This is a genomic window from Zobellella sp. DQSA1 (assembly GCF_041950555.1).
Lineage (GTDB): Bacteria > Pseudomonadota > Gammaproteobacteria > Enterobacterales > Aeromonadaceae > Oceanimonas.
In genome coordinates this window covers 2,574,230-2,599,673 of the sequence record NZ_CP169531.1, presented here as the reverse complement: position 1 = coordinate 2,599,673, position 25,444 = coordinate 2,574,230, and the positions used below count along the sequence as shown (strand labels likewise).

Here is a 25,444-nt window from a genome sequence, read left to right as displayed (position 1 = left end):
GTTCCCTGTGCTCTACTGCCCGGCGAATTCTTCCCAGCAGCAGTGTGAGCCCCATGGAAAAATCATCGCAGCGCATCGAGGTGCAACAGATCATCCCTTCTTCCGGTAGCAGGCCCATCGACCAGGGCCATGTCTATGTACGTGCCCAGCAAGGGCGCTGGCAGCGCTGGCGACAACGCCTGGGCTGGACCCTGATGCTGCTGTTCCTGGCCGGCCCCTGGCTGCGCTGGAACGGCCGGCAGGCGATATGGCTGGATCTGGAGCAGCAGCGTTTCCACCTGTTCGGCACCACCATCTGGCCCCAGGATCTGACCCTGCTGGCGCTGCTGCTGATGGTGGCGGCCTTTGCCCTGTTCTTCGTCACCGCCTTTTTGGGGCGGGTCTGGTGCGGCACTCTCTGCCCGCAGACGGTATGGACCTTCTGGTTCATCTGGGTGGAAGAGCGCTTCGAGGGCAGTGCCAACCAGCGCCGCCGGCTGGATCAGGCGCCCTGGACCCCGGCAAAGATCGCCCGCAAGGGCGGCAAGCACCTGTCCTGGCTGCTGATTGCCCTGCTGAGCGGTTTCACCTTTATCGCCTATTTTGTGCCGGCGACGGAACTGGCCACCGGCCTGCTCGGATTTTCCGCCGGCCCCTGGCCGAGCTTCTGGGTGCTGTTCTTCGGCCTGTGCACCTACCTCAACGCGGGCTGGATGCGTGCCATCATGTGCACCCATATGTGTCCTTATTCCCGTTTCCAGTCGGCCATGTTCGACCAGAATACCCTGACCGTGGCCTACGACGCCAAGCGGGGCGAGAGCCGGGGGCCGCGGGCCCGCAAGGCCGACCCGAAACAGCTGGGGCTGGGGGACTGCATCGACTGCAACCTCTGCGTGCAGGTCTGCCCCACCGGCATCGATATCCGCGACGGCCTGCAGTACGAGTGCATCAGTTGCGGCGCCTGTATCGATGCCTGTGATCAGACCATGAACGGCATGGGCTATGCGCCGGGACTTATTCGTTACGCCAGCGAACGGGAACTGGCCGGCGGTGAAACCCGGCTGTTGCGCCCCCGGCTGCTGGGTTATGGCCTGATGATGAGCCTGATGCTGGGATTGCTGGCGTACGCCGCCCTGAGCCGCACACCGCTGGCGCTGGACGTGCTGCGGGATCGCAACCAGCTGTACCGGGAAGCGGCCGAAGGGCTGGTGGAAAACAGCTATACCCTCAAGCTTGCCAACAAGACCCAGCAGCCTCGGCAGTACCAATTGCGGGTGGAAGGCGCGGATGGCCTGCACTGGCTGGGTGAGCAGGAAATAGCAGTGCCGGCCGGTGAAAACCTGAGCCTGCCGGTCAGCCTGTCCGCCGACCCTTATCTGTTGCCTGGCAGCATGCAGACGGTGACCTTCGTGGCCAGCGACGGCGAGGCCGAGGTGCGCACCGAAAGCCGCTTCTTCAGCGGGGGAAGGTGAGGGGACGCAACAAAAGGGCCCACTGGGCCTTCAGATTGATGGCAAAGTCCATCAACTGATATTTCGCCAGATATTTCCCTTTATCACTGCTGTCCAACTGTCGTCATCTCCGCGAAGGCGGAGATCCATGAAATATTGCACTGGACTCCCGCCTTCGCGGGAGTGACGAGGGAGAAGGAGGGAGTGACAGAATAGAAGTGGGAGTGACAACAGAGAAGGATGAAGCATTGCAGCCGTCTGAAGGACCTATACGGCACCTAATGTCAGTCCAGCACCGGGCCGGTTTGCCCGCCCGCTGGCGGCGTGCCACTCTTGGTCCATGGGCGGCTCAACGTAGCAGGCTGTCCTTGCTGGCGCGGCGGTTGATGCCGTCACGACCCTGACGTGGTTTTTCCTGGCCGGCCTGGCAGTCGATGCACAGCCGCACCCCCGGCACCGCCCGGCGCCGGGCCTCGGGAATGGGGGCGTCGCATTCCTCGCAGTGGCTCAGGCTGTCGCCGGCACCGAGCCGACGTCTGGCATGCTGCACCGCCTCTTCCACACTGGCGTCTATCTGCTCCTGTACGGCACCGTCCCGTGCCCATCCTCCGGCCATGGTGTTTCTCCTGTTCTTGCTGGACCGTGTGCCATCTTGGCACCGGCTACCCGGCGGTGCTGTGCGCCGGGTAGCAAAAACATCAGTCCAGTTGGCGGGCCGGTTTGCCCGCCCGCTGGCGGTGTTGCCACTCTTGGTCCATGCCCACCTCGGCGGTGGAGGGAGCCAGCGGCGTCTTGCCCCGGATCAGATCCGCGGCCCGCTCCGCCGCCATGATGGTGGGGGCGTTGAGGTTGCCGTTGGGAATGGTGGGGAAGATGGAGGAGTCCACCACCCGCAGACCCTTGATGCCGTGCACCCGGGTCTCGGGATCCACCACCGCCAGCTCGTCGGTGCCCATACGGCAGGAGCAGGAGGGATGGTAGGCGCTTTCCACCGCCTGGCGCACGAAGGCGTCGATCTCCTCGTCTGTCCTGACCTGTTCACCGGGCTGGATTTCCGCATCCCGGTAGGGGTCCATCGCAGGCTGGTTGATGATCTCCCGGGTCAGGCGTACACAGGCGCGAAAGCCTTCGCGGTCTTCCTCGTGCTCCAGGTAGTTGAAACGGATATGCGGCGCGGCCTTGGGATCGGCGCTGGCCGCCTTCACGAAGCCCCGGCTCTGCGGTTTGTTGTGGCCGATATGCACCTGGAAGCCGTGGCCGTCGAAGGCTTCCTTGCCGTCGTAGCGCATGGCGGCGGGCAGGAAGTGGTACTGCAGATCGGGCCATTCCACCCCGGCCCTGGAGCGGATAAAGCCGCAGGACTCGAAGTGGTTGGTGGCGCCCAGGCCGTCCTTCTTCAGCAGCCAGCGGCTGCCGATTAGGAACTTGTTCCAGAGGCTCAGCTTGCCGTTGAGCGAAATCGGCTGCTTGCAGCGGAACTGGAAGTAGAACTCCAGGTGATCCTGCAGGTTCTCACCTACCCCGGGCAGCTCGTGCTGTGGTTCGATACCGGCCGCCTCGAGGGTCTCCCTGGCGCCGATGCCGGAGAGTTGCAGCAGGTGCGGCGAGCCGATGGGGCCGGCGCTGAGGATGACTTCCTTGCTGACCTGCGCCTCCTGTACCTGGCCGTTACGCTCATAACGCACGCCCACCGCCCGCTTGCCGTCCAGCAGCACCTTGTGCACCAGGGCGTGGGTGACCACGGTCAGGTTGGGGCGGCTCATGGCCGGGCGCAGGTAGGCGTTGGCGGTGGACCAGCGCACGCCGTTCTTCACCGTCATGTGCATGGGGCCGAAGCCCTCCTGCTGGCGGCCGTTGTAGTCGGCGGTGTGGAAGTAGCCAGCCTGGACTCCGGCGTCCACAAAGGCCTGGTACAGGGGGTTTTGCATCTGGTTGCCGTTGTTGACCCCGAGTGGACCCCGGTCGCCGCGGTAGTCGTCGCCGCCGAAGGACCAGGTTTCGGCTTTCTTGAAGTAGGGCAGGCAGTGGGCGTAGTCCCAGCCCTCGGCACCGTGCTGTTGCCATTCGTCGAAGTCGCGGGCGTGGCCGCGCACGTAAACCATGCCGTTGATAGAGGAGGATCCGCCCAGCACCTTGCCGCGTGGGCAGTGCATGCGGCGGTTGTCCAGGAAGGGCTCGGGCTCGGTCTCGAACTGCCAGGCGTATTTCTTGGTGTTCATGGGGATGGACAGGGCGGTGGGCATCTGGATGAAGATGCTCTTGTCGCTGCCGCCGGTCTCCAGCAGCAGCACCTTGTGCTGGCCGTCCTCGGTGAGGCGGTTGGCCAGCACGCAGCCGGCGGAGCCCGCGCCCACGATGATATAGTCGAATACGTTATTCATTGCGTTACCTCGCGGCCCTTAAAACGGGCTTTCCAGCTTGTTCATGCCCACATACACCGCCTTCAGCTGGGTGTAGTGGTTCAGAGTGGCCAGACCGTTTTCCCGGCCGATGCCGGACAGCTTGTAGCCGCCCACCGGCATCTCGGCGGGGGAGGCGCCGTAGGCGTTGATCCAGCAGATGCCTGCCTGCAGCCGGTGGATGACCCGGTGCGCCCGACGGATGTCGCGGGTAAAGACGCCGGCGGCCAGGCCGGTGTCGGTGTCGTTGGCGCGCGCCACCACCTCTTCCTCGTGCTCGAAGGTCAGTACCGACATCACCGGGCCGAAGATCTCCTCCCGGCAGATGGTCATGTCGTCGCGGCAGTCGGTGAAGATGGTGGGCGCCACAAAGTAGCCGTTGGGGGCCGAGGCCGGGCGCAGGGCTTCGCCGCCGTGGGCCAGGGTGGCGCCTTCTTCCACGCCTTTCTGGATATAGCCCAGCACCTTGTCGTAGTGGGCCTTCGAGATCAGGGCGCCGAAGTTGGTGGCCGGATCCAGCGGGTCGCCGGCCACAATGTTGTTGCGGGTGCGCGCCAGCAGCCGCTCCATAAAGGCCGGGTAGAGGTGTTTGTGCACGAACACCCGGGTGCCGTTGGTGCAGATCTCGCCCTGGGTGTAGAAGTTGCCGAGCATGGCGGCGGAGACGGCGTCATCCAGATCCGCGTCGTCGAAGATGATCAGCGGCGACTTGCCGCCCAGCTCCATGGTCACGTCCTTCAGCGAGCCGGCGGCGGCGGCCATCACCTTCTTGCCGGTGCCCACCTCGCCGGTGAAGGACACCTTGGCGATGTCCGGATGCTGGGTCAGCCAGGCGCCCACGGCGCCGTCGCCCTGTACCACGTTGAACACCCCGGCGGGCACCCCGGCCTCGATAAAGATTTCGGCCAGCTTGAGCGCGCCCAGGGGCGTCTCTTCCGAGGGCTTGAAGATCATGGCGTTGCCGCAGGCCAGCGCCGGGGCGGCCTTCCAGCAGGCGATTTGCAGCGGGTAGTTCCAGGCGCCGATGCCGGCACAGATGCCGAGCGGCTCCCGGCGGGTGTAGTAGAAATCACCGCCCAGGCTCTGCTGGTTACCCTCGATGGAGGGGGCGAGGCCGGCGAAGAACTCGATGCTGTCGGCGCCGGTGACCACGTCCACCACCGAGGCTTCCTGCCAGGGTTTGCCGGTATCCAGCACCTCGATGCGGGCCAGTTCGTCGTTGCGCTCGCGCAGCAGGGCCACGGCCTTTTGCAGGATGCGGGCGCGCTCCATGCCGGTCATGGCCGACCACTGCTCGAAGCCGCGCCGGGCGGAGGCGATGGCGAGCTGCTTGATGGGCTCGTCGGCCACTTCCACTTCATAGATAGCCTCGCCGGTGGCGGGGTTGACCACCTCGAAGGTGTCTCCGGACTGGTTGGCCACATAGCGGCCGTCGACAAAATTCTGGTATCTCGTTAATGACATGCGGTCACTCCATGCTGCTGTAGCAGATCCATGATGAATTTCTTGCACAGCTGTTCGCCTTCCCGGAAGTCCCGGTCCGGCTCGGTGCTGAGCGCGCTGCGCAGCCAGAAGCCGTCGATCAGGGCGGCGGTCTGGCGGGCAGCGATGCGGGCCTGTTCCGGCCCCAGCAGGGGGCGGAAGGAATAGCGCAGGTTGCTGATCAGCCGTTGGCTGTTCACCTGTTGCAGCCGGGCCAGGCGCGGGTCGTGCATGGCCTGGGCCCAGAAGCTCAGCCACGACTTGGTGGCCGGGCGCGAACGCTGGAACTCGGTGAAGTTGGCTTCCACTATCCTGATCAGCCGCTGCTGCGGGCTGATGTCGGTGGAGGCACGGCTGAGCAGCGACTGTTTCAGTTCTTCCAGCAGTTGCCGGACGGTCGCTTCAATCAGCTCCTGCTTGCCGCCGAAGTAATGGCTGATGATGCCCGACGACATCCCCGCCAGCCGGCTGATGCTGTTGATGGTGGTGTGCTGCAGGCCGTATTCGGCGACCGAGGCCAGGGTAGCGTCGATCAGCTGTTTCCTGCGGGTATCCTTGATTCCGGTTACAGGCATAATTTTCATTAATTGAACGTTCAATAAAAATAAGCCTAAGGACAGTTTCCGAAATGATCAAGCGAAATTTTCACCAGTGGCGGGGCTGTTATCCACGATGTCTGCTTCCACAGACACGGCCGGGCGCGGGAGGAGCCGGTGGGGGGAAGGACCGGGGTTACGATGCTGTTAACGACCTTGATGTCTTGTTTTGATAAGTCGATGTCTTAATCAGCAATGTTGCAAAACGGTTTCGGCAGTCTACTGGGAGCCTGCCGAAGGAGGGGATATCTCCTCCCGGCTCGGCACGCACCGGCCCGGTGTCGGGGCGTCAAATCCGTCAAGCGATAAGGATGCTGAACATGTGTGCAATACACGGTAACAGGGGTGTGGTCTATACCGGCCCCGGCAAGGTTGAAGTGCAGTCCATCGCCTTTCCCGAGCTGTCTTTGGGGAACAGGGCCTGCCACCACGGGGTGATCCTCAAGGTGGTGTCCACCAATATCTGCGGCAGCGACCAGCACATGGTGCGCGGCCGTACCACGGCACCCTCCGGCCTGGTGCTGGGCCACGAGATCACCGGCCAGATTATCGAATGCGGTCGTGACGTGGAGTTTCTCAAGGTGGGAGACATCGTATCGGTGCCCTTCAACATCGCCTGCGGCCGTTGCCGCAACTGCAAGGAAGGCAAGACCGGCATCTGCCTGAACGTGAACCCGGCCCGTCCCGGCGCCGCCTACGGCTACGTGGACATGGGCGGCTGGGTCGGCGGCCAGTCCGAATACGTGATGGTGCCTTATGCCGACTTCAACCTGTTGAAGTTCCCGGATCCCAACCAGGCGCTGGAGAAAATCCGCGACCTCACCCTGCTGTCGGACATCTTCCCCACCGGCTTCCACGGCTGTGTCACCGCCGGCGTCGGCCCGGGCTCCACCGTCTATATCGCCGGTGCCGGCCCCGTAGGTCTGGCTGCGGCCGCCTCCGCCCAGTTGCTGGGCGCCGCCTGCGTGATCGTCGGCGACATGAACCCGGATCGCCTGGCCCAGGCCCGTAGCTTCGGCTGCGAGACCATCGACCTGCGCGAAGACGGCTCCATGGAAGACAAGCTGGAAGTCATCCTGGGCGAGCGGGAAGTGGATGCCTTCGTCGACTGCGTCGGCTTCGAGGCCCATGCCTGCGGCTGCAACCATGGCAAGGAGGCGCCGGCCACCGTGCTCAACTCGGCCATGGCGCTGACCCGGGCCGGCGGCCAGATCGGCATTCCCGGTCTTTACGTCACCGAGGATCCGGGTGCGGCGGACGAGGCGGCCCGGGAGGGTGCGCTCAGCATGCGCTTCGGGCTGGGTTGGGCCAAGTCCCACTCCTTCCATACCGGTCAGTGCCCGGTGATGAAATATCACCGTCCCCTGATGCAGGCCATACTGTTCGATAAGGTCCAGATCGCCAAGGCCGTGAACGTGCAGGTAATCACCCTGGATCAGGCGGTGCAGGGCTACGCCGACTTCGACGGCGGCGTGGCGAAGAAATTCGTGATAGACCCCCACGGCATGGTCGCGGCCTGAGCCTGTCACGATGCAGCGAAGAGGCCACAGGGTCACTTCCACCGACACGCTGCGAGCACGTCCCTGTGGCGCTCGGCACATGCCATCCCTGGCATGTGGACGGTCGGAGGAGGCAATCCCTGTTGCCTCTTTAAGCACCGACGCCGCCTGAAGGTAACGCCAGCAGGCGACACTGTCGCTCTGCTGGGGGAGGACAAAGGGTGCAGCTCCGCCGACCTTCCGCGCCAGGAAGGGCGCGGTGGAGCCCACCCCTCGTTACCCCCGCCTGCGCGGGGGCAACGAGGGGAAACCCGGGTTCAAGAGCAATACCGCCGGCTCCAGGCCGTATCGGAGCCGGCATTTGACAATAACAAGGTTGATACTATGGAAGATAAGCAAACAGCAATGGACCACACCCTCGAGCAACTGGTCGGTTCCCTCAAACACAAACCCGGCGCCCTGTTGCCTATCTTGCACAGTATCCAGGACCATTTCGGCTATATTCCCGACGCCGCCACCCCCATCATCGTCCGCGAGCTGCGTATCACCGCCGCCGATGTACACGGGGTGGTGAGCTTCTACCATTACTTTCGCACCGAACAGCCGGGCCGGCACGTGGTAGAGATCTGCCGCGCCGAGGCCTGCCAGGCCCGCGGCGCCCGCGAGCTGGAGCGCCACGCCAAGGCCAGCCTGGGCATCGACTACCACCAGACCACTCCCGGCCGCGACATCACCCTGAAAGCGGTGTACTGCCTCGGCAACTGCGCCTGCGGCCCCTCGGTGCGGGTGGGCAACCAGATCAAGGCGCGCATGACCCCGGCCCGGTTCGACGCCCTGGTGAACGAGCTGACCACCTACAAACTGGAGCTGAACTGATGAGCCTGCGTATCTTTGTTCCCTATGAGACCACGGCCCTGTCGCTCGGTGCCGAGGAGGTGGCGACCCTGGTCCGGCGCGAGGCCGATGCCCGCGGTCTCGACATCGAGCTGGTCCGCAACGGTTCCCGCGGCCTGTGCTGGCTGGAACCCCTGGTGGAGGTGGACGACGGCCGCGGTCGTCGCGCCTTCGGCCCGGTGGCGCTGGAAGACGTGGCCTCGCTGTTCGAGAGCGGCTTCGGTGACGACCATCCCCTGGCCTTGGGGCCGACCGAGGAAATCCCTTACCTCAAGCGGCAGCAACGAGTGACCTTCGCCCGCATCGGCGTCACCGATCCGGTGTCGCTGGCGGACTACCGGGAACTGGGCGGCTTCGACGGCCTGGCCAAGGCGGTGACCTGCACGCCCCAGCAACTGGTGGACATGGTCAAGGCCTCGGGCCTGCGTGGCCGGGGCGGGGCGGCCTTTCCCACCGGCATCAAGTGGCAGACGGTGCTGGACGCCAAAGGCGCGCAGAAATACATCGTCTGCAACGCCGACGAGGGCGACTCCGGCACCTTCGCCGACCGGCTGGTGATGGAGTCCGATCCCTACATGCTGATCGAGGGCATGATCATCGCCGGGCTCGCCGTGGGTGCCACCCAGGGCTATATCTACCTGCGCGAAGAATACCCCCTGGCCCATGAACTGCTGAACCTGGCCATCGAGCGGTCCCGGGCGGCCGGTTACCTGGGTGAGGACATCATGGGCTGCGGCCGTGCTTTCGAACTGGAAGTACGGCTCGGCGCCGGCGCCTACATCTGCGGCGAGGAAACCTCCCTGCTCGAGAGCCTGGAAGGCAAGCGCGGCATGGTGCGCGCCAAGCCGCCGCTGCCGGCCATCGTCGGCCTGTTCGGCCAGCCCACCGTGGTGAACAACGTGCTGAGCTTCGCCGCCGTGCCGTCCATCCTGAGCGAGGGGCCCGAGCATTACGCCAGTTTCGGCGTCGACCGCTCCAAGGGCACGCTGCCGTTCCAACTGGCCGGCAACCTCAAGCGCGGCGGACTGGTGGAGCTGGCCTTCGGCCACCACCTGCGTGAACTGATAGAAGACTTCGGTGGCGGCACCGAAAGCGGCCGCCCGGTGCGGGCGGTACAGGTGGGCGGGCCGCTCGGTGCCTACCTGGCGCCCGAGCAGTTCGACACCCCGCTCGACTACGAGGCCTTTGCCGCCATCGGCGCCGTGCTCGGCCACGGCGGGGTGGTGGTGTTCGACGAGTCGGTGAACATGGCCGAGCAGGCCCGTTTCTCCATGGAGTTCTGCGTCGAGGAGTCCTGTGGCAAATGCACTCCCTGCCGCATCGGCGCCGTACGCGGGGTGGAGGTGATCGACCGTATCGTTGCCAACGACCACCGTGAGGCCAACCTGGCCCTGCTGGAGGAGCTGTGCGACACCATGATGCAGGGCTCGCTCTGCGCCATGGGCGGCATGACACCCTTTCCGGTCAAGAGTGCACTGCAGTATTTTCCCGAAGATTTCCACCGCCAGGGAGGCGAAAGCTGATGGTTGAGCATTTTTATCCCGAAAAAGACTACGGTACCCCGGCAGTTGAGTCGGCTACCCTGGTCACCCTGAACATCGACGGCGTCGAGGTGGCAGTGCCCGAAGGCACCTCGGTGATGCGCGCCGCCGCCCTGGTGGATATCAACATCCCCAAACTGTGCGCCACCGACAACCTGGAAGCCTTCGGCTCCTGCCGGCTGTGCACGGTCGAGATCGAAGGCCGGCGCGGCTTTCACGCTTCCTGCACCACACCGGTGGTCGAAGGCATGGTGGTGCGCAGCCAGACCCGGGCCCTGGCCAAGCTGCGCCGCAACATCATGGAGCTCTATATCTCCGATCACCCGCTCGACTGCCTGACCTGCCCGGCCAACGGCGACTGCGAATTGCAGGACATGGCGGGCGACGTGGGCCTGCGCGAGGTACGTTACGGCTTTGCCGGCGAGAACCACCTGTCGCTGGGCAAGGATGAGTCCAACCCTTATTTCACCTTCGACGCCAGCAAGTGCATCCTCTGCTCCCGCTGCGTGCGTGCCTGCGGCGAGGTGCAGGGCACCTTCGCCCTCACCATCCAGGGCCGTGGCTTCGACTCCCAGGTGTCCACCGGCAAGCACAGCGACTTTATCGGCTCCGACTGCGTGTCCTGCGGCGCCTGCGTGCAGGCCTGCCCCACCGCCACCCTCACCGAAAAGTCGGTGATCGAGCAGGGCCAGCCCGAGCACAGCGTGGTGACCACCTGCGCCTACTGCGGCGTGGGCTGCTCCTTCAAGGCGGAGATGAAGGGCGACCAACTGGTGCGCATGACCCCCTGGAAGGGCGGCCAGGCCAACCACGGCCATTCCTGCGTCAAGGGCCGCTTCGCCTTCGGCTACGCCACCCATAAGGATCGGCTGACCACGCCGATGATCCGCGACCACATCGACCAGCCCTGGCGGGAGGTGAGCTGGGACGAAGCCATCGGCTTCGCCGCCCGCAGGCTCAAGGACGTCCAGGCCAAATACGGCCGCCACAGCGTGGGCGGTATTACCTCTTCCCGCTGCACCAATGAGGAAACCTACCTGGTGCAGAAGCTGGTGCGGGCGGCGCTCGGCAACAACAACACCGACACCTGCGCCCGGGTGTGCCACAGCCCCACCGGCTACGGCCTCAAGATGACCCTGGGCGAGTCGGCGGGCACCCAGGATTTCGATTCGGTGCTCAAGGCCGACTGTATCCTGGTAATCGGTGCCAACCCCACCGACGCCCACCCGGTGTTCGGCTCTCTGCTGCGCAAGCGGCTGCGCCAGGGCGCCCGGCTGATAGTGGCGGATCCGCGCTATATCGACCTGCTCGACAGCCCTCATACCGGGGCGGCCATCCACCTGCCGATCCGCCCGGGCACCAACGTGGCGCTGGTCAATGCCCTGGCCCATGTGATCGTGAGCGAGGGGCTGGAAGATCACGACTTTATCGTCGGCCGCTGTGCCCCCGAGGAATACCAGGCCTGGCGCGACTTCATCCTGGAACCGCGCCACGCCCCCGAGGCGGTGGCGGACATCGTCGGCGTCCCCGCCCGGCGTATTCGTGAGGCGGCCCTGCTCTACGGCGGTGCCGGCAACGCCGCCATCTACTACGGCCTGGGAGTCACCGAGCACAGCCAGGGCTCGACCACCGTGATGGGCATCGCCAACCTGGCCCTGGCCACCGGCAACATCGGCCGGCCCGGGGTGGGGGTGAACCCGCTGCGTGGTCAGAACAACGTGCAGGGCTCCTGCGACATGGGCTCCTTCCCCCACGAACTGCCCGGCTACCAGCCGGTGAACGACGCCGCCGTACGCGGACGTTTCGAGTCCGCCTGGGGCGCGACCCTGGATCCCGAGCCGGGCCTGCGCATTCCGCGCATGTTCGACGCCGCCATCGAAGGCAGCTTCAAGGCCATGTATGTGCAGGGGGAGGACATCGCCCAGTCGGATCCCAACACCCAGCACGTGGAGGCGGCGCTGCGCTCGTTGGATCTGTTGATCGTGCAGGACATTTTCCTCAACGAAACCGCCAAGTTCGCCCATGTGATCCTGCCCGGCGCCACCTTCCTCGAGAAGAACGGTACCTTTACCAACGCCGAGCGGCGCATCAACCGGGTGCGCAAGGTGATGACGCCCCTGGCGGGCAAGGAGGACTGGGAAGTGACCATGGCCCTGTCCAACGCCCTGGGCTACCCCATGCACTACGATCATCCTGCCGAGATCATGGACGAAATCGCCGCCCTGACCCCGTCTTTCACCGGGGTCAGCTACGACAAGCTGGAACGGCTCGGCAGCATCCAGTGGCCCTGCAACGCCGAGTATCCCGAGGGCATGCCGGTGATGCACGAGGAGCAGTTCCCCATCGGCCAGGCGCGGATGGTGGTGACCGAGTTCATGCCCACCACCGAGAAGGTGAGCGAGCGCTATCCGCTGCTGCTGACCACGGGGCGGATCCTCAGCCACTACAACGTGGGGGCCCAGACCCGGCGCACCGACAACAACGTCTGGCACGATGAGGACGTGCTGGAAATCCACCCCCACGACGCCGCCGCCCGCGGCATCAACGACGGCCAGCCGGTGAGCATCGACAGCCGTACCGGGCGAACCGTGCTGCGGGCGCGGCACAGCACCCGGATGCAGCCGGGGGTGGTGTACACCACCTTCCACTTCCCGCACAGCGGTGCCAACGTGATCACCACCGACAACTCGGACTGGGCCACCAACTGCCCGGAATACAAGGTGACGGCGGTGCAGGTGGCGCCCGAGGCGCCCCAGGCGCTGTCGGACTGGCAGCAACGCTTCCACGACTTTACCCGGGAGCAGCTGGCTCATGCCCGGCAGGGAGACTGAGGAGGAGGAGCCCATGGCACAAGGCAAACCAAAGGCCTCGGTGCCCGAACCCGGCCTGGTGGAAACCCGGGTGGGTCGCCTCAGCGGCGGCCAGGGCCATGACTGGGTGGCGGAAGAGGTGCCGGTGGCCATGGTGTACAACGGCATCTCCCATGCGGTGATGATGGCGAGTCCCTTGGATCTGGAGGATTTTGCCTTAGGGTTCAGCCTGACCGAGGGCATCGTCGAGCGGCCGGGGCAGATCTACGGGGTGGAGGTCAAACCCGATCCTCAAGGCCTGCGGTTGGAAATAGAACTGGCGGCCGAGCGCTTCTTCCGGCTCAAGGCCCGGCGGCGCAGCCTGAACGGCCGCACCGGCTGCGGCCTGTGCGGCACCGAATCCCTGGTCGAGGCGGTGGCGCCGGTGTGCCCGGTCACTCCGGGGCCGGTGCCGGAACGGGCGCTCATAGACCACGCCTTTGCCCAACTCCGCCACCAGCAGCCGCTCCACTACCAGAGCGGCGCCACCCATGCGGCGGCGGGATTCGACGGGGAGGGGAAGCTGCTGATGGCGCGGGAAGACGTAGGCCGGCACAACGCCCTCGACAAGCTGGTGGGCGCCCTGGCGCGCGTCCAGATCACACCGGCGTTCGTGATCGTCACCAGCCGGGCCAGCTACGAGATGGTACACAAGTGCGCCGTGCTCGGTGCCGCCACCCTGGTGGCGGTATCGGCCCCCACCTCACTCGCCATCGACCAGGCCCGCGCCGCCGGGCTCAACCTGGTAGGCTTCGCCCGCCACGGGGACGGCGTCATCTATACCTGACACAGTATCCATATCGTCATGCCCGCGAAGGCGGGCATCCAGGGCAAGGGGCACCGGCCCGGACCACGGCGCTGGGCCGCAGAGGTGCATGGACTCCCGCCTGCGCGGGAGTGACAAGAAGGGACGCGGGAGTGACGAGAGGGCGCACGGGCCTGAACACCCACGCCGTCATGCCCGCGCAGGCGGGCATCCAGGGCAGGGGCACAGGGCCGGACCACGGCGCTGGGGCCGATGCGTATGGACTCCCGCCTGCGCGGGAGTGACGAGAGGGCGCACGGGCCTGAACACCCACGCCGTCATGCCCGCGAAGGCGGGCATCCAGGGCAAGGGGCACCGGCCCGGACCACGGCGCCGGGCCGCAGAGGTGCATGGACTCCCTCAGCGCCTGCGCGGGAGTGACAAGAAGGGACGCGGGAGTGACATCAACGCCGCCATGCCCGCGCAGGCGGGCATCCAGAGCGGCGGCACCGCCTCTGTTCCTTGGTTGTGCCTTACGACCCTCCGTGCGGCTTACTGTTGGTGGATCTCGTCGGGTTTAACGATAATCCAGTTCTTGTCTGCGTCGGCCGGCAGCCCCAGTTTGGCCTGGGTGGCGGCGGCGTCCTTCGCCCAGTCGGTGATGTGCTGGGTGTACTTGCCCTTGCGATCCACCCACAGCCGGATGCCGCCCTTGTCCACGTCGGTGGCGTTCAGCAGCATGTAGCCGTCGGAGCCGGAGGTGTCGCCGGCCACCAGCACCGGTTTGCGCCACTGATCGATCCAGCCGATGATGCTGCCGAGTTTGCCTTCGTACCAGGTCATGGGGTTCATCAGGTAGGGGGTCAGCTCGAGCGGCAGATTGGCTTCGGGATCGTACTGATCGGCCTTGATCTGCAGGCGGGAGGTGGTCAGTTCTCCGGTTTCCCGGTTTTTCAACAGCATATTGACCCCGATAACGTTCTCCGGCTTGACGTTATAGCCGTATTGGGGGTCGCTCGCGATCATGCGCACGATTTCCTCGCTGGCCGCCGTCATCACATAAACCTCGATGCCGTTTTCCTGCAGCCGGTTGTAGAGCTGCTGCATGCCGGCGAAGATCTTCGGCGGCGTGACATGGCCGTCGACCACCTGGTCACCGTCGTAATACTGGATGGGAATGGGCTCACCATGGGCCATGACTTCGTCCACATAGCCCTTGAGCTCGGCCAGGGTAAAGCCGGAGAAAATCTGGGCCACCCAGGGGTAGCATACCAGGTCGTCGATTTCGCACAGGCGGTAGTAATAACTGTTCAGGCTCTCCTGGTGTTCCGCCGTGTCCTTGAAGGGAATGAGCTTGAGGGAAGCATCCATCGTCTCCCGGGTCAGCAGGCCTTTCATCTCCAGGTAGGGCAGCAAGGATTCTTCGATATCAAACTGATAGCTGGTGTTGTCCATGTCGAACACCGCATAGGCCCCCTGGTTGGCGTTGGCGGCGATCATGGTGTCGAGTTGGCGGGCGGCGTCTTTAGGCCAGTGGCTCAGGGTGGTTTCCGCCTGGGCCATGAGGCTGGCGCTCGCCAGTAATGCTCCATAAATACAACGACTTATCCTTATCATTGGGTTCTCCTTCGAGTGGGTTGTCCGGGCTCGCTGGCTCGGACAAGACAGCCTAGGAGCGAAAATAGAACAGAATTTATCTCCAAACGACTCTTATTTATCTTATTCTGACAAGTCTCTTTTGGCTCTCTTTTTTGCTAGGGGACTAACGTTTTTTGCATGATGTCGCATGCAGGCATTTTTCGGTCGTATTCATGGTGCAATGATGGAAGCATCGTCTTACATTTAGCATTAATTGAACGTTCAATAAAAAGTTGCCGGCAACAGGCGACCAGAAGCCTCCCCAGAGGGGCGACAACCATAACAAGGATCGGTGGATGGTCATGGTGTTAACGCACGACACATTACGAGTGATGGAACCAATACAAGAGGAATGTATCCATGGAGATGGTGTTATCTGCTGCCATAATGCTGACGCTGGCGGCGTCGGCCTTTGTTCTACTGCGCTTCGGGACGTTGCGCTGCAAGGGTGAAATGCCCACTTCCCTGTTCACCTTTATCGCCATTCTATTTACCTCGGGCCTGGACGTGGGCCTGGTGATGTTTCCCCTGACCGAATTCCCGGTGTATGCCAGCGAGCCCGAATACGGCTTTGCCAATCCGCTCGCCATCGAGTTCGGCTTCTGGGGCTTTCTGGTGTGGATGTTCTACTTCCTGACCACCTTCTACTTCGTGCTGATCGAGCCCCGGGTCAAGTTGTTCGAGATCCCCTTTGTCAAGCTTATCAACAACCTGGTGATCATCGGCACCTGTGCCTTCACCGGCTTCCTGTTCCTGAGTTACCTGCCCGACTATGTGGAAGGCATCACGCCCGCGGTGCGTTACGGCCTGGTGGCCCTGGTGGTGCTGTGTGCGGTTTGGTCCAGCTCGGATGTGCGTTACGTCAAGTTCCTGAGCGTGGCGTCCACCTGGTTATTCCTGGCGCTGATTGGCACCATGTGGTGGAATTCAGGCGCCAGTCTGGCGGGCCTGGGCGGCACCATGGCCGGTATTGGCGAGTACTTCACCAACATCCATGAATTTGTCACCCCGATCACCGATTATCACGCCTTCTACCTGTTCTGGTGGTTCTCCTGGAGCATCATGATCGGCCAGTTCGTGGCCCGTTTCGCCGGTGGCTTGCCGGCCTGGCAGCTGTGCATCGCCATGCTGGTGGTGCCTTCCATTCCCATCGCCATCTGGTTCTCGGTGCTGTACCTGCACTTCAGCGAGGCGATCGCCATCGGCGGCACCCTCAAGCTGGCGATGGTGGTGGTGGGCGTCATCTTCGTGATCAACTCCCTCGACTCCCTGATCCGCCTCTACACCACCAACCTGAACATGGAGCCGGGCCGTATCGGGCTGCCGGCCTACGTGGCGGGCAACTGGGTGATGATGTTCGGCCTGGTGCTGTTGTTCCAGTTCACCCCGCTCAAGATAGAGTGGGTGGGCACAGTGGTTATCTTCCTTTACGCCCTGATCGCCGGTCTGCTGTGGCAGCGGCGGGCCCAGTGCAGCACCCTGGGGCAAGCGGCAGGATCGTCCGCCAAGGCAGGGTGATGATTAAAAGGGTTATTGCCAAAAGGGTCGCCGCGGCGGCCCTTTTTGTATTTGGGGGCGTGAGGATGATCCGTTCGATTTGCTGAGCCTGATGGACTCCCGCCTGCGCGGGAGTGACAAAAGAAGCGAGGGGTGACGAGAAGGAACGCGGGAGTAACACTAACACCGTCATGCCCGCGAAGGCGGGCATCCAGGGCAAGGGGCACCGGTCCGGACCACGGCGCCGGGCCGCAAAGGTGTATGGACTCCCGCCTGCGCGGGAGTGACAAAAGAAGCGCGGGAGTAACACTAGCACCGTCATGCCCGCGCAGGCGGGCATCCAGGGCAAGGGGCACCGGCCCGGACCACGGCGCCGGGCCGCAGAGGTGTATGGGCTCCCGCCTGCGCGGGAGTGACAAAAGAAGCGCGGGAGTAACACTAGCACCGTCATGCCCGCGCAGGCGGGCATCCAGGGCAGGGGGCACCGGCCCGGACCACGGCGCCGGGTGCAGAGGTGTAGGGACTCCCGCCTGCGCGGGAGTGACAAAAGAAGCGCGGGAGTAACGAGAAGGAGCGCGGGAGTAACACTAACACCGTCATGCCCGCGCAGGCGGGCATCCAGGGCAAGGGGCACCGGCCCGGACTACGGCGCCGGGTGCAGAGGTGTAGGGACTCCCGCCTGCGCGGGAGTGACGAGAGGGCGCACGGGCCTGAACACCCACGCCGTCATGCCCGCGCAGGCGGGCATCCAGGGCAGGGGGCACCGGCCCGGACCACGGCGCCGGGCCGCAGAGGTGTAGGGACTCCCGCCTGCGCGGGAGTGACGAAAAGCCCCAACGCAAAAAAGCCCGAGCCGTATTGTCCGGCTCAGGCAAAGTGGACGGACCTGATAAAGCCCTCCCCGACCAAGTAATCCGTTAACTCAAAATGCGATTTCCACGTCACCGCTGGGCACGCTGCAGCAGCTCAGCACATAGCCGTCGGCGATGTCGTCGTCGGTGATGCCGCCGTTGTGCTCCATGGCCACCTCGCCCTTGGTCACCTTTACCTTGCAGGTGCCGCAGATGCCCATGCCGCAGGCCTTGGGAATATGCAGGCCCACCTGGGCGGCGGCGCTGTGCAGGGTTTCCCCGGGCATAATCTCCACCTGCAGATCGCTTTCCAGGAAGGAGACGGTCAGCCGGTCTTCGGTACGTTCCAGCTCTTCGGCCAGGTCCGAGGCCTCCTGGGCCATATGCTCCACGTCTTCGATAACATCTGCCGGAGTGGCGCCGAAGCTTTCCTCGTGGTAGCGGTCCATGTCGAAGCCGGCATGCTGCAGCAGATTGCGTACCGCCTTCATATAGGGGCCCGGGCCGCAGCAGAACACTTCCCGTTCCATAAAGTCGGGGGCGATCAGGCTGAGCATGGTGTTGTTGAGGTAGCCCCGGTAGCCGCTCCAGGTTTCACCGATATCGGTGCGCTCGCAAATCAGGCTCAAGTGGATATTGTTCAGCCGCGAGTCCATATGTTGCAGCTCCCGGTAGTACACCAGATCCTTGGGCGTGCGGGCGCTGTGCACGAAATGGATGTCCATCTCGGCATTGGTGTCGAACCACCAGCGCAGCATCGACATTACCGGGGTGATGCCCACGCCGCCGGAGAGCAGCAGCACCTTCTCGCTGGGAAAGTCGATACAGTTGAAGTTGCCCACCGGGCCATGCACCGCCAGGGCGTCGCCTTCTTTCAGGTTGTCATGCAGCCAGTTGGAGACCACGCCGCCGGGCACCCGCTTGACGGTAATGGAAAAGCTGTAGGGCACCGAGGGGGAGGAGGCGATGGTGTAGCTGCGCATCACCTGCTGCCCTTCAATTTCAAGCTCCAGGGTCACAAACTGGCCGGGCTTGAAGAAAAACAGCAACGGGCTTTCCGCGGTAAAGCAGAAAGTGCGCACATCCCAGGTTTCCTGGACCACGCGTACGCAGCGCACCGGGTGGCGCCCGTTACTCCAGGTCTGGGTGTTGATGGGTAAAATAAAGTCCTGATTCATCGCTGTCCTCCGGTGGGGCCAGGGGAGTGATCCCCGCGTTATCCTTATGCCCGCATTCTTGAGCAGTTTGGCCCCGGATGGTTGCTTAAAAACGACATGGAAATGTCCGCCAGCCCCGCTTTGGTCAAGGGATAGGCGGCGCCGACGCAAGGCGGGAACGGGCAGGTCGGAAAACACCGTGGGGGGAGTCGTTTTCAGATAATCCGTGCTTGATAACCATGATAAAAATATGGCCAACAGTGGGGTCCAGCAGCAAGGCCGGGACACACCATTCCCTCAACACAGTAAAGGAAGCAATACAGATGGAGCAGACCAACACCACCGTCATCGGCAACAGCCCCAAATTGGCGGAAACCGTACAACTGTTGCGAGAGCGTCGTCCCGGCTACTCCCTTCCCCAGGCCTGCTACAACAGTGCCGAGGTGTTCGCCGCCGACATGGAGCAAATCTTCTACAAGGAATGGCTGTACGTGGGCCTGACCTGCGAGATCCCCCAACTGGGCAACTTCATCACCCTGGAGGTGGGCAACAACCCCATCACCATAGTGCGCAACAAGCAGGGGGTGCAGGCCTTCCACAACGTCTGCCGTCACCGGGGCTCGCGCCTGTGCACCTCGAAAAAGGGCAAGGTGGCCAAGCTGGTGTGTCCTTATCACCAGTGGACCTACGAGCTGGACGGCCAGTTGCTCTACGCCGGCAACGAAATGGGTGACCAGTTCGACAAGGCCGATTTCCCGCTCAAGCAGGTACACACCAAAACCGCCGGTGGCTATATCTTCATCAGCCTGGCGGAGAACCCGCCGGAAATCGACGGCTTCCTGGCCGAGCTGGAGCGTTACCTGGAGCCCTACGATCTGGAAAACGCCAAGGTAGCGGTGCAGTCCGAACTCGTCGAGGAGGCCAACTGGAAGCTGGTGCTCGAGAACAACCGGGAGTGTTACCACTGTGCCGGCTCCCACCCGGAGCTGCTCAACACCCTGCTGGAGTGGGACGACACCAACGATCCCCGCGCCAGTGACGCCTTCAAGGCCCACGTGGCGCGCAAGGCGGCCGAGTGGGATGCCGATGGCATACCTCACGAGCACATCTCCTTCGGCCTGCGCAACCGCATGGTGCGCATGCCCCTGGCCGAAGGCAAGGTGGCCATGACCATCGATGGCACCCCCGCCTGCCAGAAGCTGCTGGGCCGGGTAAAAGAACGGGATCTGGGCTCGCTGCGCATACTGCACCTGCCCAACTCCTGGAACCATGGCCAGGGTGACCACCTGATCACCTTCCAGGTGATTCCGATAGGCCCCCAGCAGACCAAGGTGATCACCAAGTGGGTGGTGCACAAGGATGCGGTGGAAGGGGTGGACTACGACGTGGAGAAACTGCGCCGGGTGTGGGACGCCACCAACGCTCAGGACAGAACCCTGGCCGAGGAGAACCAGCGCGGCATCAATTCCGTCGCCTACGAGCCGGGCCCCTATTCGCCCACCTACGAGTTCGGGGTGGTGAACTTCGTCAACTGGTACGCCGACACCTTCGTGGCCAACGCCCTGGGCCAGAGCCTGCCCGTCGAACTGCCGGAATAAGCGGCATTACCTGATGATGTAAACACCAAGGGGAGCTCAGGCTCCCCTTGGTTTAATGGTAGTCACTCCCGGTCTCTTCCCGTGAGTCCCGCGCTTTTTCTCGTCGCTCCTACGCAGGCGGGAGTCCAGGGGGCGGATCCCGGATGATGCTTGTTCAGCGGTGAGTCGTCTGCTTCTGGATGCCCGCCTTCGCGGGCATGACGGAGTTTACGTCACTCCCGCGCTTTTTCTCGTCACTCCCGCGCAGGCGGGAGTCCAGGGGGCGGATCCCGGATGATGCTTGTTCAACGGTGAGTCGTCTGCTTCTGGATGCCCGCCTTCGCGGGCATGATGGAGTTTACGTCACTCCCGCGCTTTTTCTCGTCACTCCCGCGCAGGCGGGAGTCCAGGGGTGGATCCCGGATGATGCTTGTTCAGCGGTGAGTCGTCTGCTTCTGGATGCCCGCCTTCGCGGGCATGATGGAGTTTACGTCACTCCCGCGCTTTTTCTCGTCACTCCCGCGCAGGCGGGAGTCTATGGCGGCTTTCGCCGCCTGCCCATGTTTTTACCCCAGAGACTCCTCCACCAGGGCCAGCACCTCCGGATGCAGCAACTCCCGCTTGGCCAACAAGGCTTCCAGCCGTTCCTGCCACAAGGCACGGTTCGGGCCGGCCAGCAGCAGCGCCAGCAAGGGGCGGCATTCCGCCAACGACAGTTGGCCGGCCTCGGCCAGCCCCCAGGACTGCAGCTGAGCCCTGAAATCGTCCTGATCGATAAGCTCGGTGATCATCATCATTTGTTCCTCCGTCGTTTTTGCCACAGCCTAAGCAGCGTCAACCACGGCGGCAAGGGCGGGTGCGTCACCATGTCGCATCCAGAACAGAGATGGCGGAACGGGGCGTCCTCGGGCAACCCGGCGTCGTACCGGGGAAGTTTTGAGCAGCCGTTAACTGTTTTGATAAGGGCCGGTATTTGCTGGTCGCGACCGGTGTTTGTAAAAGGACACGACCAGCCAATACCCAGAGAAACGGGCAGCGGCGCAAGAGGACGAAACGCCATTGCCTGCCAAGTTGCATATAGTCCCCAATCCGACGGAGATCTTGTCCTATGTTAGGCAAAGATGGAATTTTGAAAGGAATGAGTCCGGCGGCAACGATCAGTTCCATGGTGATCGTTACCTTGTTTGTGTTGGGCGGAGCCCTGTTCCCGGACTCCGCCGCCAGCCTGTTCGACACCTTGTCAGGAGGTATTCTCACCCACTTCAAGTGGTACTACATCGCCATCGTCGCCCTGATGCTGGTATTTTGCGTGGTACTGGCCTGCAGCCGCTTCGGCCAGCTGCGCCTGGGCCAGGACGACGCCAGGCCGGAATACAGCCTGTTTTCCTGGTTCGCCATGTTGTTCAGCGCCGGCATGGGCATCGGTCTGGTGTTCTGGTCCATCGCCGAACCCATCTACCACTTCCAGAGTAATCCCTTTATCGAGCAGGGCATGACCGCCGAGGCGGCGGAAGTGGCCATGCGCATCACCTTCTTCCACTGGGGCCTGCATCCCTGGGCCATCTACGTGGTGGTGGGGCTGGCGCTGGCCTACTTCTCCTACCGCAAGGGGCTGCCGCTGACCATCCGCTCCGCTCTCTATCCGCTGATCGGCAAGCGCATCTACGGCTGGATGGGTCACACCGCCGACGTGCTGGCGGTGTTCGGCACCGTGTTCGGGGTGGCCACCTCCCTCGGCCTGGGCGTGTCCCAGATCAACACCGGCCTCAACCACCTGTTCGGGATGGAGATCAGCACCACCAACCAGCTGTTGCTGATCCTGGTGATTTCCCTGATCGCCACCGCCTCGGTGCTGTCCGGCATCGGCCGCGGGGTGAAATGGCTGTCGGAGATCAACATCTGGCTGACCCTGGCCATACTGCTGTTCCTGTTGGTGTACGGCCCCACCCGCTACCTGCTGCATAGCTATGTACAGGGCATCGGCGACTACCTGGCCCACGTAATACCGCTCAGCACCTGGACCGACGCCAACAAGGACGGCCAGTGGCAGTCCTGGTGGACGGTGTTCTACTGGGCCTGGTGGATGTCCTGGTCGCCCTTCGTCGGCATGTTTATCGCCCGTATTTCCAAAGGGAGAACCATCCGTGAGTTCATCTGCGGCGTACTGCTGGTGCCTACCCTGCTCGGCATGCTGTGGCTGACCCTGTTTGGCGGCACTGCGCTCTACCTTGAACTGACCCACACCGTGACCAATGCCGCCGGCGAAGTGGTCTCGGCCGTCGGCGAGGCGGGCATCGTCACCGCCGTGGGCGAAAACGTGACCTCGGCGCTGTATGCCACCCTGAGCCTGCTTGAGGACGGCGGGGTCGGTTACCTGGCCGCGGTGCTGGCCACTGTGCTGGTAGCGCTCTACTTCATCACCTCCGCCGACTCCGGCACCCTGGTGGTGACCACCATCCTCTCGCTGGGTGAAGAGCATCCGCCGCGCAGCCAACGGGTGATATGGAGCCTGGCGGTGGCCGCGGTGGCCGCCATCCTGATGATGGCGGGCGGACTCAAGGCGTTGCAAACCGCCTCCATCATCGCCGCCTTCCCCTTCTCGGCGGTGATCATGGTGATGATGTGGGGCCTGTTCCGCGCCCTGCACCAGGAGTTGCCGGCGGTGCAGCCGGAGACGGTGAAAATACCGCCGTCCTCCTGACGGAAAGGAAGGGTGATGAACAGGGAGGGGGGATGCTGTCCCCCCTTTTTTTTGCCCGTTTTTGGGGCAGCCTTGCTCCGGTTTAGGGCTGCTCCGGCCGTCCGGCTACTCTACTTCTTTCTAGGTAATCTTTTTCCCCTCCCAAAAACCTCAAAAACCCGTTTCTTGCGAAAGTTATTATATATTTTTCCGCAGTTGAGGCGCTGGCATGAATATTGCCTTTTGAACAGAGGGGAGAAGCTTATAAATCCTAGGCTTTTCCCCGTATTGAAGAGTGACACCCGGGTCCGTTTTTACATGAGCAATGACTGAATTATCACGTTTTAGTGACAAGTTGTGACTGAGCGCCGAAAAATTGCAAGTGATCGGATTTCTGGAGCGCCTCAAATGTTATATATTTTTTAATAAATTGTTTGTTGTGGTGGCGGGTAATGTTCGTCATCGAGTAGCAATGGTAGACACAGGCCCCTCCCGCCGCGGCACAGGGCCAGGAGCAAGAGCAATGAACCAAACACAGCGCGTCGGTTTTTTACTGGTGGACAACTTCACCATGATTTCCCTTGCCTCCGCCATCGAGCCCCTGCGTATGGCCAACCAGCTGTCGGGACAGCCGCTTTACGAGTGGGTGATGCTCACCGAAACCGGCCAGCCGGTACGGGCCAGCGACAACATCATGGTCACCCCGGATCACGGCATTCACGACTGCGGCCATATCGACATGGTTCTGGTATGCGGCGGGGTTGGGGTGGCCAACGCCCGCAGCCGCAGCCTGCGCGCCTGGCTGCAGCAACTGGCCCACCGCCGGGTCAAGCTCGGCGCCCTGTGTACCGGCAGCTACCTGCTGGCCGACGCCGGCGTGCTCACCGGTTACCGCTGCACCCTGCACTGGGAATACATGGCCGCCTTCAAGGAGGCCTTTCCGCAGTTGGACACCAGCAACGCCCTCTACTGTATCGACCGCGATCGCCTTACCAGCAGCGGCGGCACCGTGCCCATGGACATGATGCTGCATCTCATCGAGAAGGAGCACTCCAGCGCGCTCAGCACCGCCATCTGCGACATGTTCCTGTGCGAGCGCATCCGCGAAGGCCAGGAAGAGCAGCGGGTACCCCTGCGCCACCTGGTGGGCTCGGCCCAGCCCAAGCTGGCCGAAGTGGTGGCGCTGATGGAAGCCAACCTGGAAGAGCCCATCACCCTGGACGAACTGGCCCACTACGTGGGGCTGTCGCGCCGCCAGGTGGAGCGGCTGTTCCAGCGCCATGTGAAGTGCTCGCCCTCCCGCTACTACCTGAACCTGCGGCTCAAGCGGGCCCGCCAGTTGCTGCGCCAGACCTCCTATTCCATTATCGAGATCGCCACCGCCTGCGGCTTCGTCTCCACCCCCCATTTCAGCAAATGCTACCGGGAAAACTTCGGGGTGCCGCCGCGGGATGACCGTTGCGGTCGCTCCGCGCCCAAGGCCGAGGAAATCGCCCCGGTCATGCCCGAACTGGAACTCAATATCCGCCTGGAATCGGCCCGTGGCGAACCCACCTTCGCCTCGGTCACCCTTTAAGGCTGGTTGCCCTTATCAACCCAAGGCCCCGTGATGGGGCCTTTTTTCGTCCTGCCCGCGAAGGCGGGCATCCAGGGCAGGATGCAGCGGTCCAGGCACGGCGCCGGGTGTGCAGACACGCATGGACTCCCGCCTGCGCGGGAGTGACGAAATAAGCGCGGGAGTGACGAGAGGACGCGGGAGTAACACCCACGCCGTCATGCCCGCGAAGGCGGGTATCCAGGGCAGGGTGCACCGGCCCGGACCACGGCGCCGGGTGTGCAGACGCGCATGGACTCCCGCCTGCGCGGGAGTGACGAGAGGACGCGGGAGTAACACCCACGCCGTCATGCCCGCGAAGGCGGGTATCCAGGGCAGGGTGCAGCGGTCCAAGCACGGCGCCGGATGTGCAGACACGTATGGACTCCCGCCTGCGCGGGAGTGACGAAAGGGACGCGGGGTGACATTCGCCGTCATGCCCGCGAAGGCGGGCATCCAGGGTTGTGGGCACAGAAACCAGGTATGGCGGCGGATGTTTTAAATTATCTCCGTCCACAGATCCCGCCAGCCGGGGTTTTGCCCTTCAATCAACCGTATTTTCCAGGCCCGGTTCCATTTCTTGAGCTGTTTTTCGCGGGTAATGGCGGAATACATGTCGGCGTGTAGCTCAAAGTACACCAGCAAATGCAGTCCATATCGGGCTGAGAACCCCTCCACTTCTTCCTGCCTGTGTTGCCAGATGCGCTGCACCAGGTTACTGGTTACCCCGGTGTACAGGGTTCCGTTTCGCTTATTGGTGAGGATGTAGACCGCAGGCTGTTTGAGCATCGTGATAAGCCATCTGGTGACGATGTTCCCAAGTGTAGCGAGGAAATGAAAACAAACCGGCTCGATGCCTCAATGATTCTGTCCTGCCCGCGAAGGCGGGCATCCAGGGCAGGGTGCACCGGCCCGGACCACGGCGCTTGGTGTGCAGACGCGCATGGACTCCCGCCTGCGCGGGAGTGACGAGAGGGTGCACGGGCCTGAACACCCACGCCGTCATGCCCGCGAA

Annotated in this window: 19 protein-coding genes; 10 read left to right on the top strand and 9 right to left on the bottom strand. The window is 63.4% G+C overall.

The window, feature by feature from the left end:
• The first annotated feature begins 53 nt into the window (after positions 1-53).
• On the top strand, positions 54-1,451 hold the full coding sequence (ccoG, locus tag ACEVBK_RS12505; protein ID WP_375055273.1) for a cytochrome c oxidase accessory protein CcoG: 1,398 nt from the start codon (positions 54-56) through the stop codon (positions 1,449-1,451).
• Positions 1,452-1,779: 328 nt separating this feature from the next.
• Here the strand turns inward: ccoG and ACEVBK_RS12500 are convergent, their stop codons facing one another.
• The 4 genes from ACEVBK_RS12500 to betI form a co-directional block, all read right to left on the bottom strand.
• Positions 1,780-2,046 carry a DksA/TraR family C4-type zinc finger protein gene (locus ACEVBK_RS12500; protein ID WP_375055272.1) on the bottom strand — a complete coding sequence of 89 codons (267 nt, stop codon included), beginning with the start codon at positions 2,044-2,046 and terminating at the stop codon, positions 1,780-1,782.
• An 82-nt stretch (positions 2,047-2,128) separates the two neighbouring features.
• Positions 2,129-3,811 (bottom strand): choline dehydrogenase, encoded by a 1,683-nt coding sequence (gene betA / locus ACEVBK_RS12495; protein WP_375055271.1) that lies wholly within the window; start codon positions 3,809-3,811, stop codon positions 2,129-2,131.
• 18 nt (positions 3,812-3,829) lie between these two features.
• Complete coding sequence (gene betB, locus ACEVBK_RS12490) at positions 3,830-5,293, bottom strand: betaine-aldehyde dehydrogenase (RefSeq protein WP_375055270.1); 1,464 nt, start codon at positions 5,291-5,293, stop codon at positions 3,830-3,832.
• Positions 5,284-5,886, bottom strand: coding sequence for a transcriptional regulator BetI (betI, locus tag ACEVBK_RS12485; RefSeq protein ID WP_375055269.1), 603 nt, complete (start codon positions 5,884-5,886; stop codon positions 5,284-5,286). The genes betB and betI overlap by 10 nt, the downstream gene beginning before the upstream one ends.
• Before the next feature lie 350 nt (positions 5,887-6,236).
• Between betI and fdhA the strand changes: the two genes are divergently transcribed.
• The 5 genes from fdhA to fdhD all read left to right on the top strand — a co-directional run bounded on the left by fdhA (position 6,237) and on the right by fdhD (position 13,477).
• Positions 6,237-7,427, top strand: a complete 1,191-nt coding sequence (fdhA, locus tag ACEVBK_RS12480) for a formaldehyde dehydrogenase, glutathione-independent (protein ID WP_375058562.1) — start codon at positions 6,237-6,239, stop codon at positions 7,425-7,427.
• 363 nt (positions 7,428-7,790) lie between these two features.
• Positions 7,791-8,282: a formate dehydrogenase subunit gamma gene (locus tag ACEVBK_RS12475; RefSeq protein WP_375055267.1), complete on the top strand. Its 492-nt coding sequence runs from the start codon at positions 7,791-7,793 to the stop codon at positions 8,280-8,282.
• Positions 8,282-9,823 carry a formate dehydrogenase beta subunit gene (locus tag ACEVBK_RS12470; protein ID WP_375055266.1) on the top strand — a complete coding sequence of 514 codons (1,542 nt, stop codon included), beginning with the start codon at positions 8,282-8,284 and terminating at the stop codon, positions 9,821-9,823. Before ACEVBK_RS12475 ends, ACEVBK_RS12470 begins: the two co-directional genes overlap by 1 nt.
• Complete coding sequence (gene fdhF / locus ACEVBK_RS12465; RefSeq protein ID WP_375055265.1) at positions 9,823-12,672, top strand: formate dehydrogenase subunit alpha; 2,850 nt, start codon at positions 9,823-9,825, stop codon at positions 12,670-12,672. Before ACEVBK_RS12470 ends, fdhF begins: the two co-directional genes overlap by 1 nt.
• 13 nt (positions 12,673-12,685) lie before the next feature.
• Positions 12,686-13,477 (top strand): formate dehydrogenase accessory sulfurtransferase FdhD, encoded by a 792-nt coding sequence (gene fdhD / locus ACEVBK_RS12460; protein WP_375055264.1) that lies wholly within the window; start codon positions 12,686-12,688, stop codon positions 13,475-13,477.
• A gap of 510 nt (positions 13,478-13,987) precedes the next feature.
• Here the strand turns inward: fdhD and ACEVBK_RS12455 are convergent.
• Positions 13,988-15,052, bottom strand: coding sequence for a hypothetical protein (locus ACEVBK_RS12455; protein WP_375055263.1), 1,065 nt, complete (start codon positions 15,050-15,052; stop codon positions 13,988-13,990).
• A 381-nt stretch (positions 15,053-15,433) separates the two neighbouring features.
• On the opposite strand from ACEVBK_RS12455, the gene ACEVBK_RS12450 reads away from it, so the two are divergent.
• Complete coding sequence (locus ACEVBK_RS12450; RefSeq protein WP_375055262.1) at positions 15,434-16,591, top strand: BCCT family transporter; 1,158 nt, start codon at positions 15,434-15,436, stop codon at positions 16,589-16,591.
• Positions 16,592-17,492: 901 nt separating this feature from the next.
• Here ACEVBK_RS12450 and ACEVBK_RS12445 read toward each other — a convergent pair.
• Positions 17,493-18,599, bottom strand: a complete 1,107-nt coding sequence (locus ACEVBK_RS12445) for an FAD-binding oxidoreductase (RefSeq protein ID WP_375055261.1) — start codon at positions 18,597-18,599, stop codon at positions 17,493-17,495.
• 302 nt (positions 18,600-18,901) lie between these two features.
• Between ACEVBK_RS12445 and ACEVBK_RS12440 the strand changes: the two genes are divergently transcribed.
• Positions 18,902-20,176: an SRPBCC family protein gene (locus ACEVBK_RS12440; protein ID WP_375055260.1), complete on the top strand. Its 1,275-nt coding sequence runs from the start codon at positions 18,902-18,904 to the stop codon at positions 20,174-20,176.
• A 545-nt stretch (positions 20,177-20,721) separates the two neighbouring features.
• Here the strand turns inward: ACEVBK_RS12440 and ACEVBK_RS12435 are convergent.
• Positions 20,722-20,952, bottom strand: coding sequence for a hypothetical protein (locus ACEVBK_RS12435; RefSeq protein WP_375055259.1), 231 nt, complete (start codon positions 20,950-20,952; stop codon positions 20,722-20,724).
• 64 nt (positions 20,953-21,016) lie between these two features.
• Positions 21,017-21,322 (bottom strand): hypothetical protein, encoded by a 306-nt coding sequence (locus ACEVBK_RS12430; protein WP_375058618.1) that lies wholly within the window; start codon positions 21,320-21,322, stop codon positions 21,017-21,019.
• Between ACEVBK_RS12430 and ACEVBK_RS12425 the strand changes: the two genes are divergently transcribed.
• Entirely contained in the window at positions 21,264-22,856 is a 1,593-nt protein-coding gene (locus ACEVBK_RS12425) for a BCCT family transporter (RefSeq protein ID WP_375055258.1), read from the top strand. The genes ACEVBK_RS12430 and ACEVBK_RS12425 overlap by 59 nt on opposite strands.
• Before the next feature lie 502 nt (positions 22,857-23,358).
• A complete protein-coding gene (locus ACEVBK_RS12420; RefSeq protein WP_375055257.1) occupies positions 23,359-24,411 on the top strand; it encodes a GlxA family transcriptional regulator in 1,053 nt (350 codons plus the stop codon).
• A 516-nt stretch (positions 24,412-24,927) separates the two neighbouring features.
• On the opposite strand, the gene ACEVBK_RS12415 is transcribed toward ACEVBK_RS12420, so the two are convergent.
• On the bottom strand, positions 24,928-25,218 hold the full coding sequence (locus ACEVBK_RS12415; RefSeq protein WP_375055256.1) for a GIY-YIG nuclease family protein: 291 nt from the start codon (positions 25,216-25,218) through the stop codon (positions 24,928-24,930).
• Positions 25,219-25,444 lie beyond the last annotated feature (226 nt).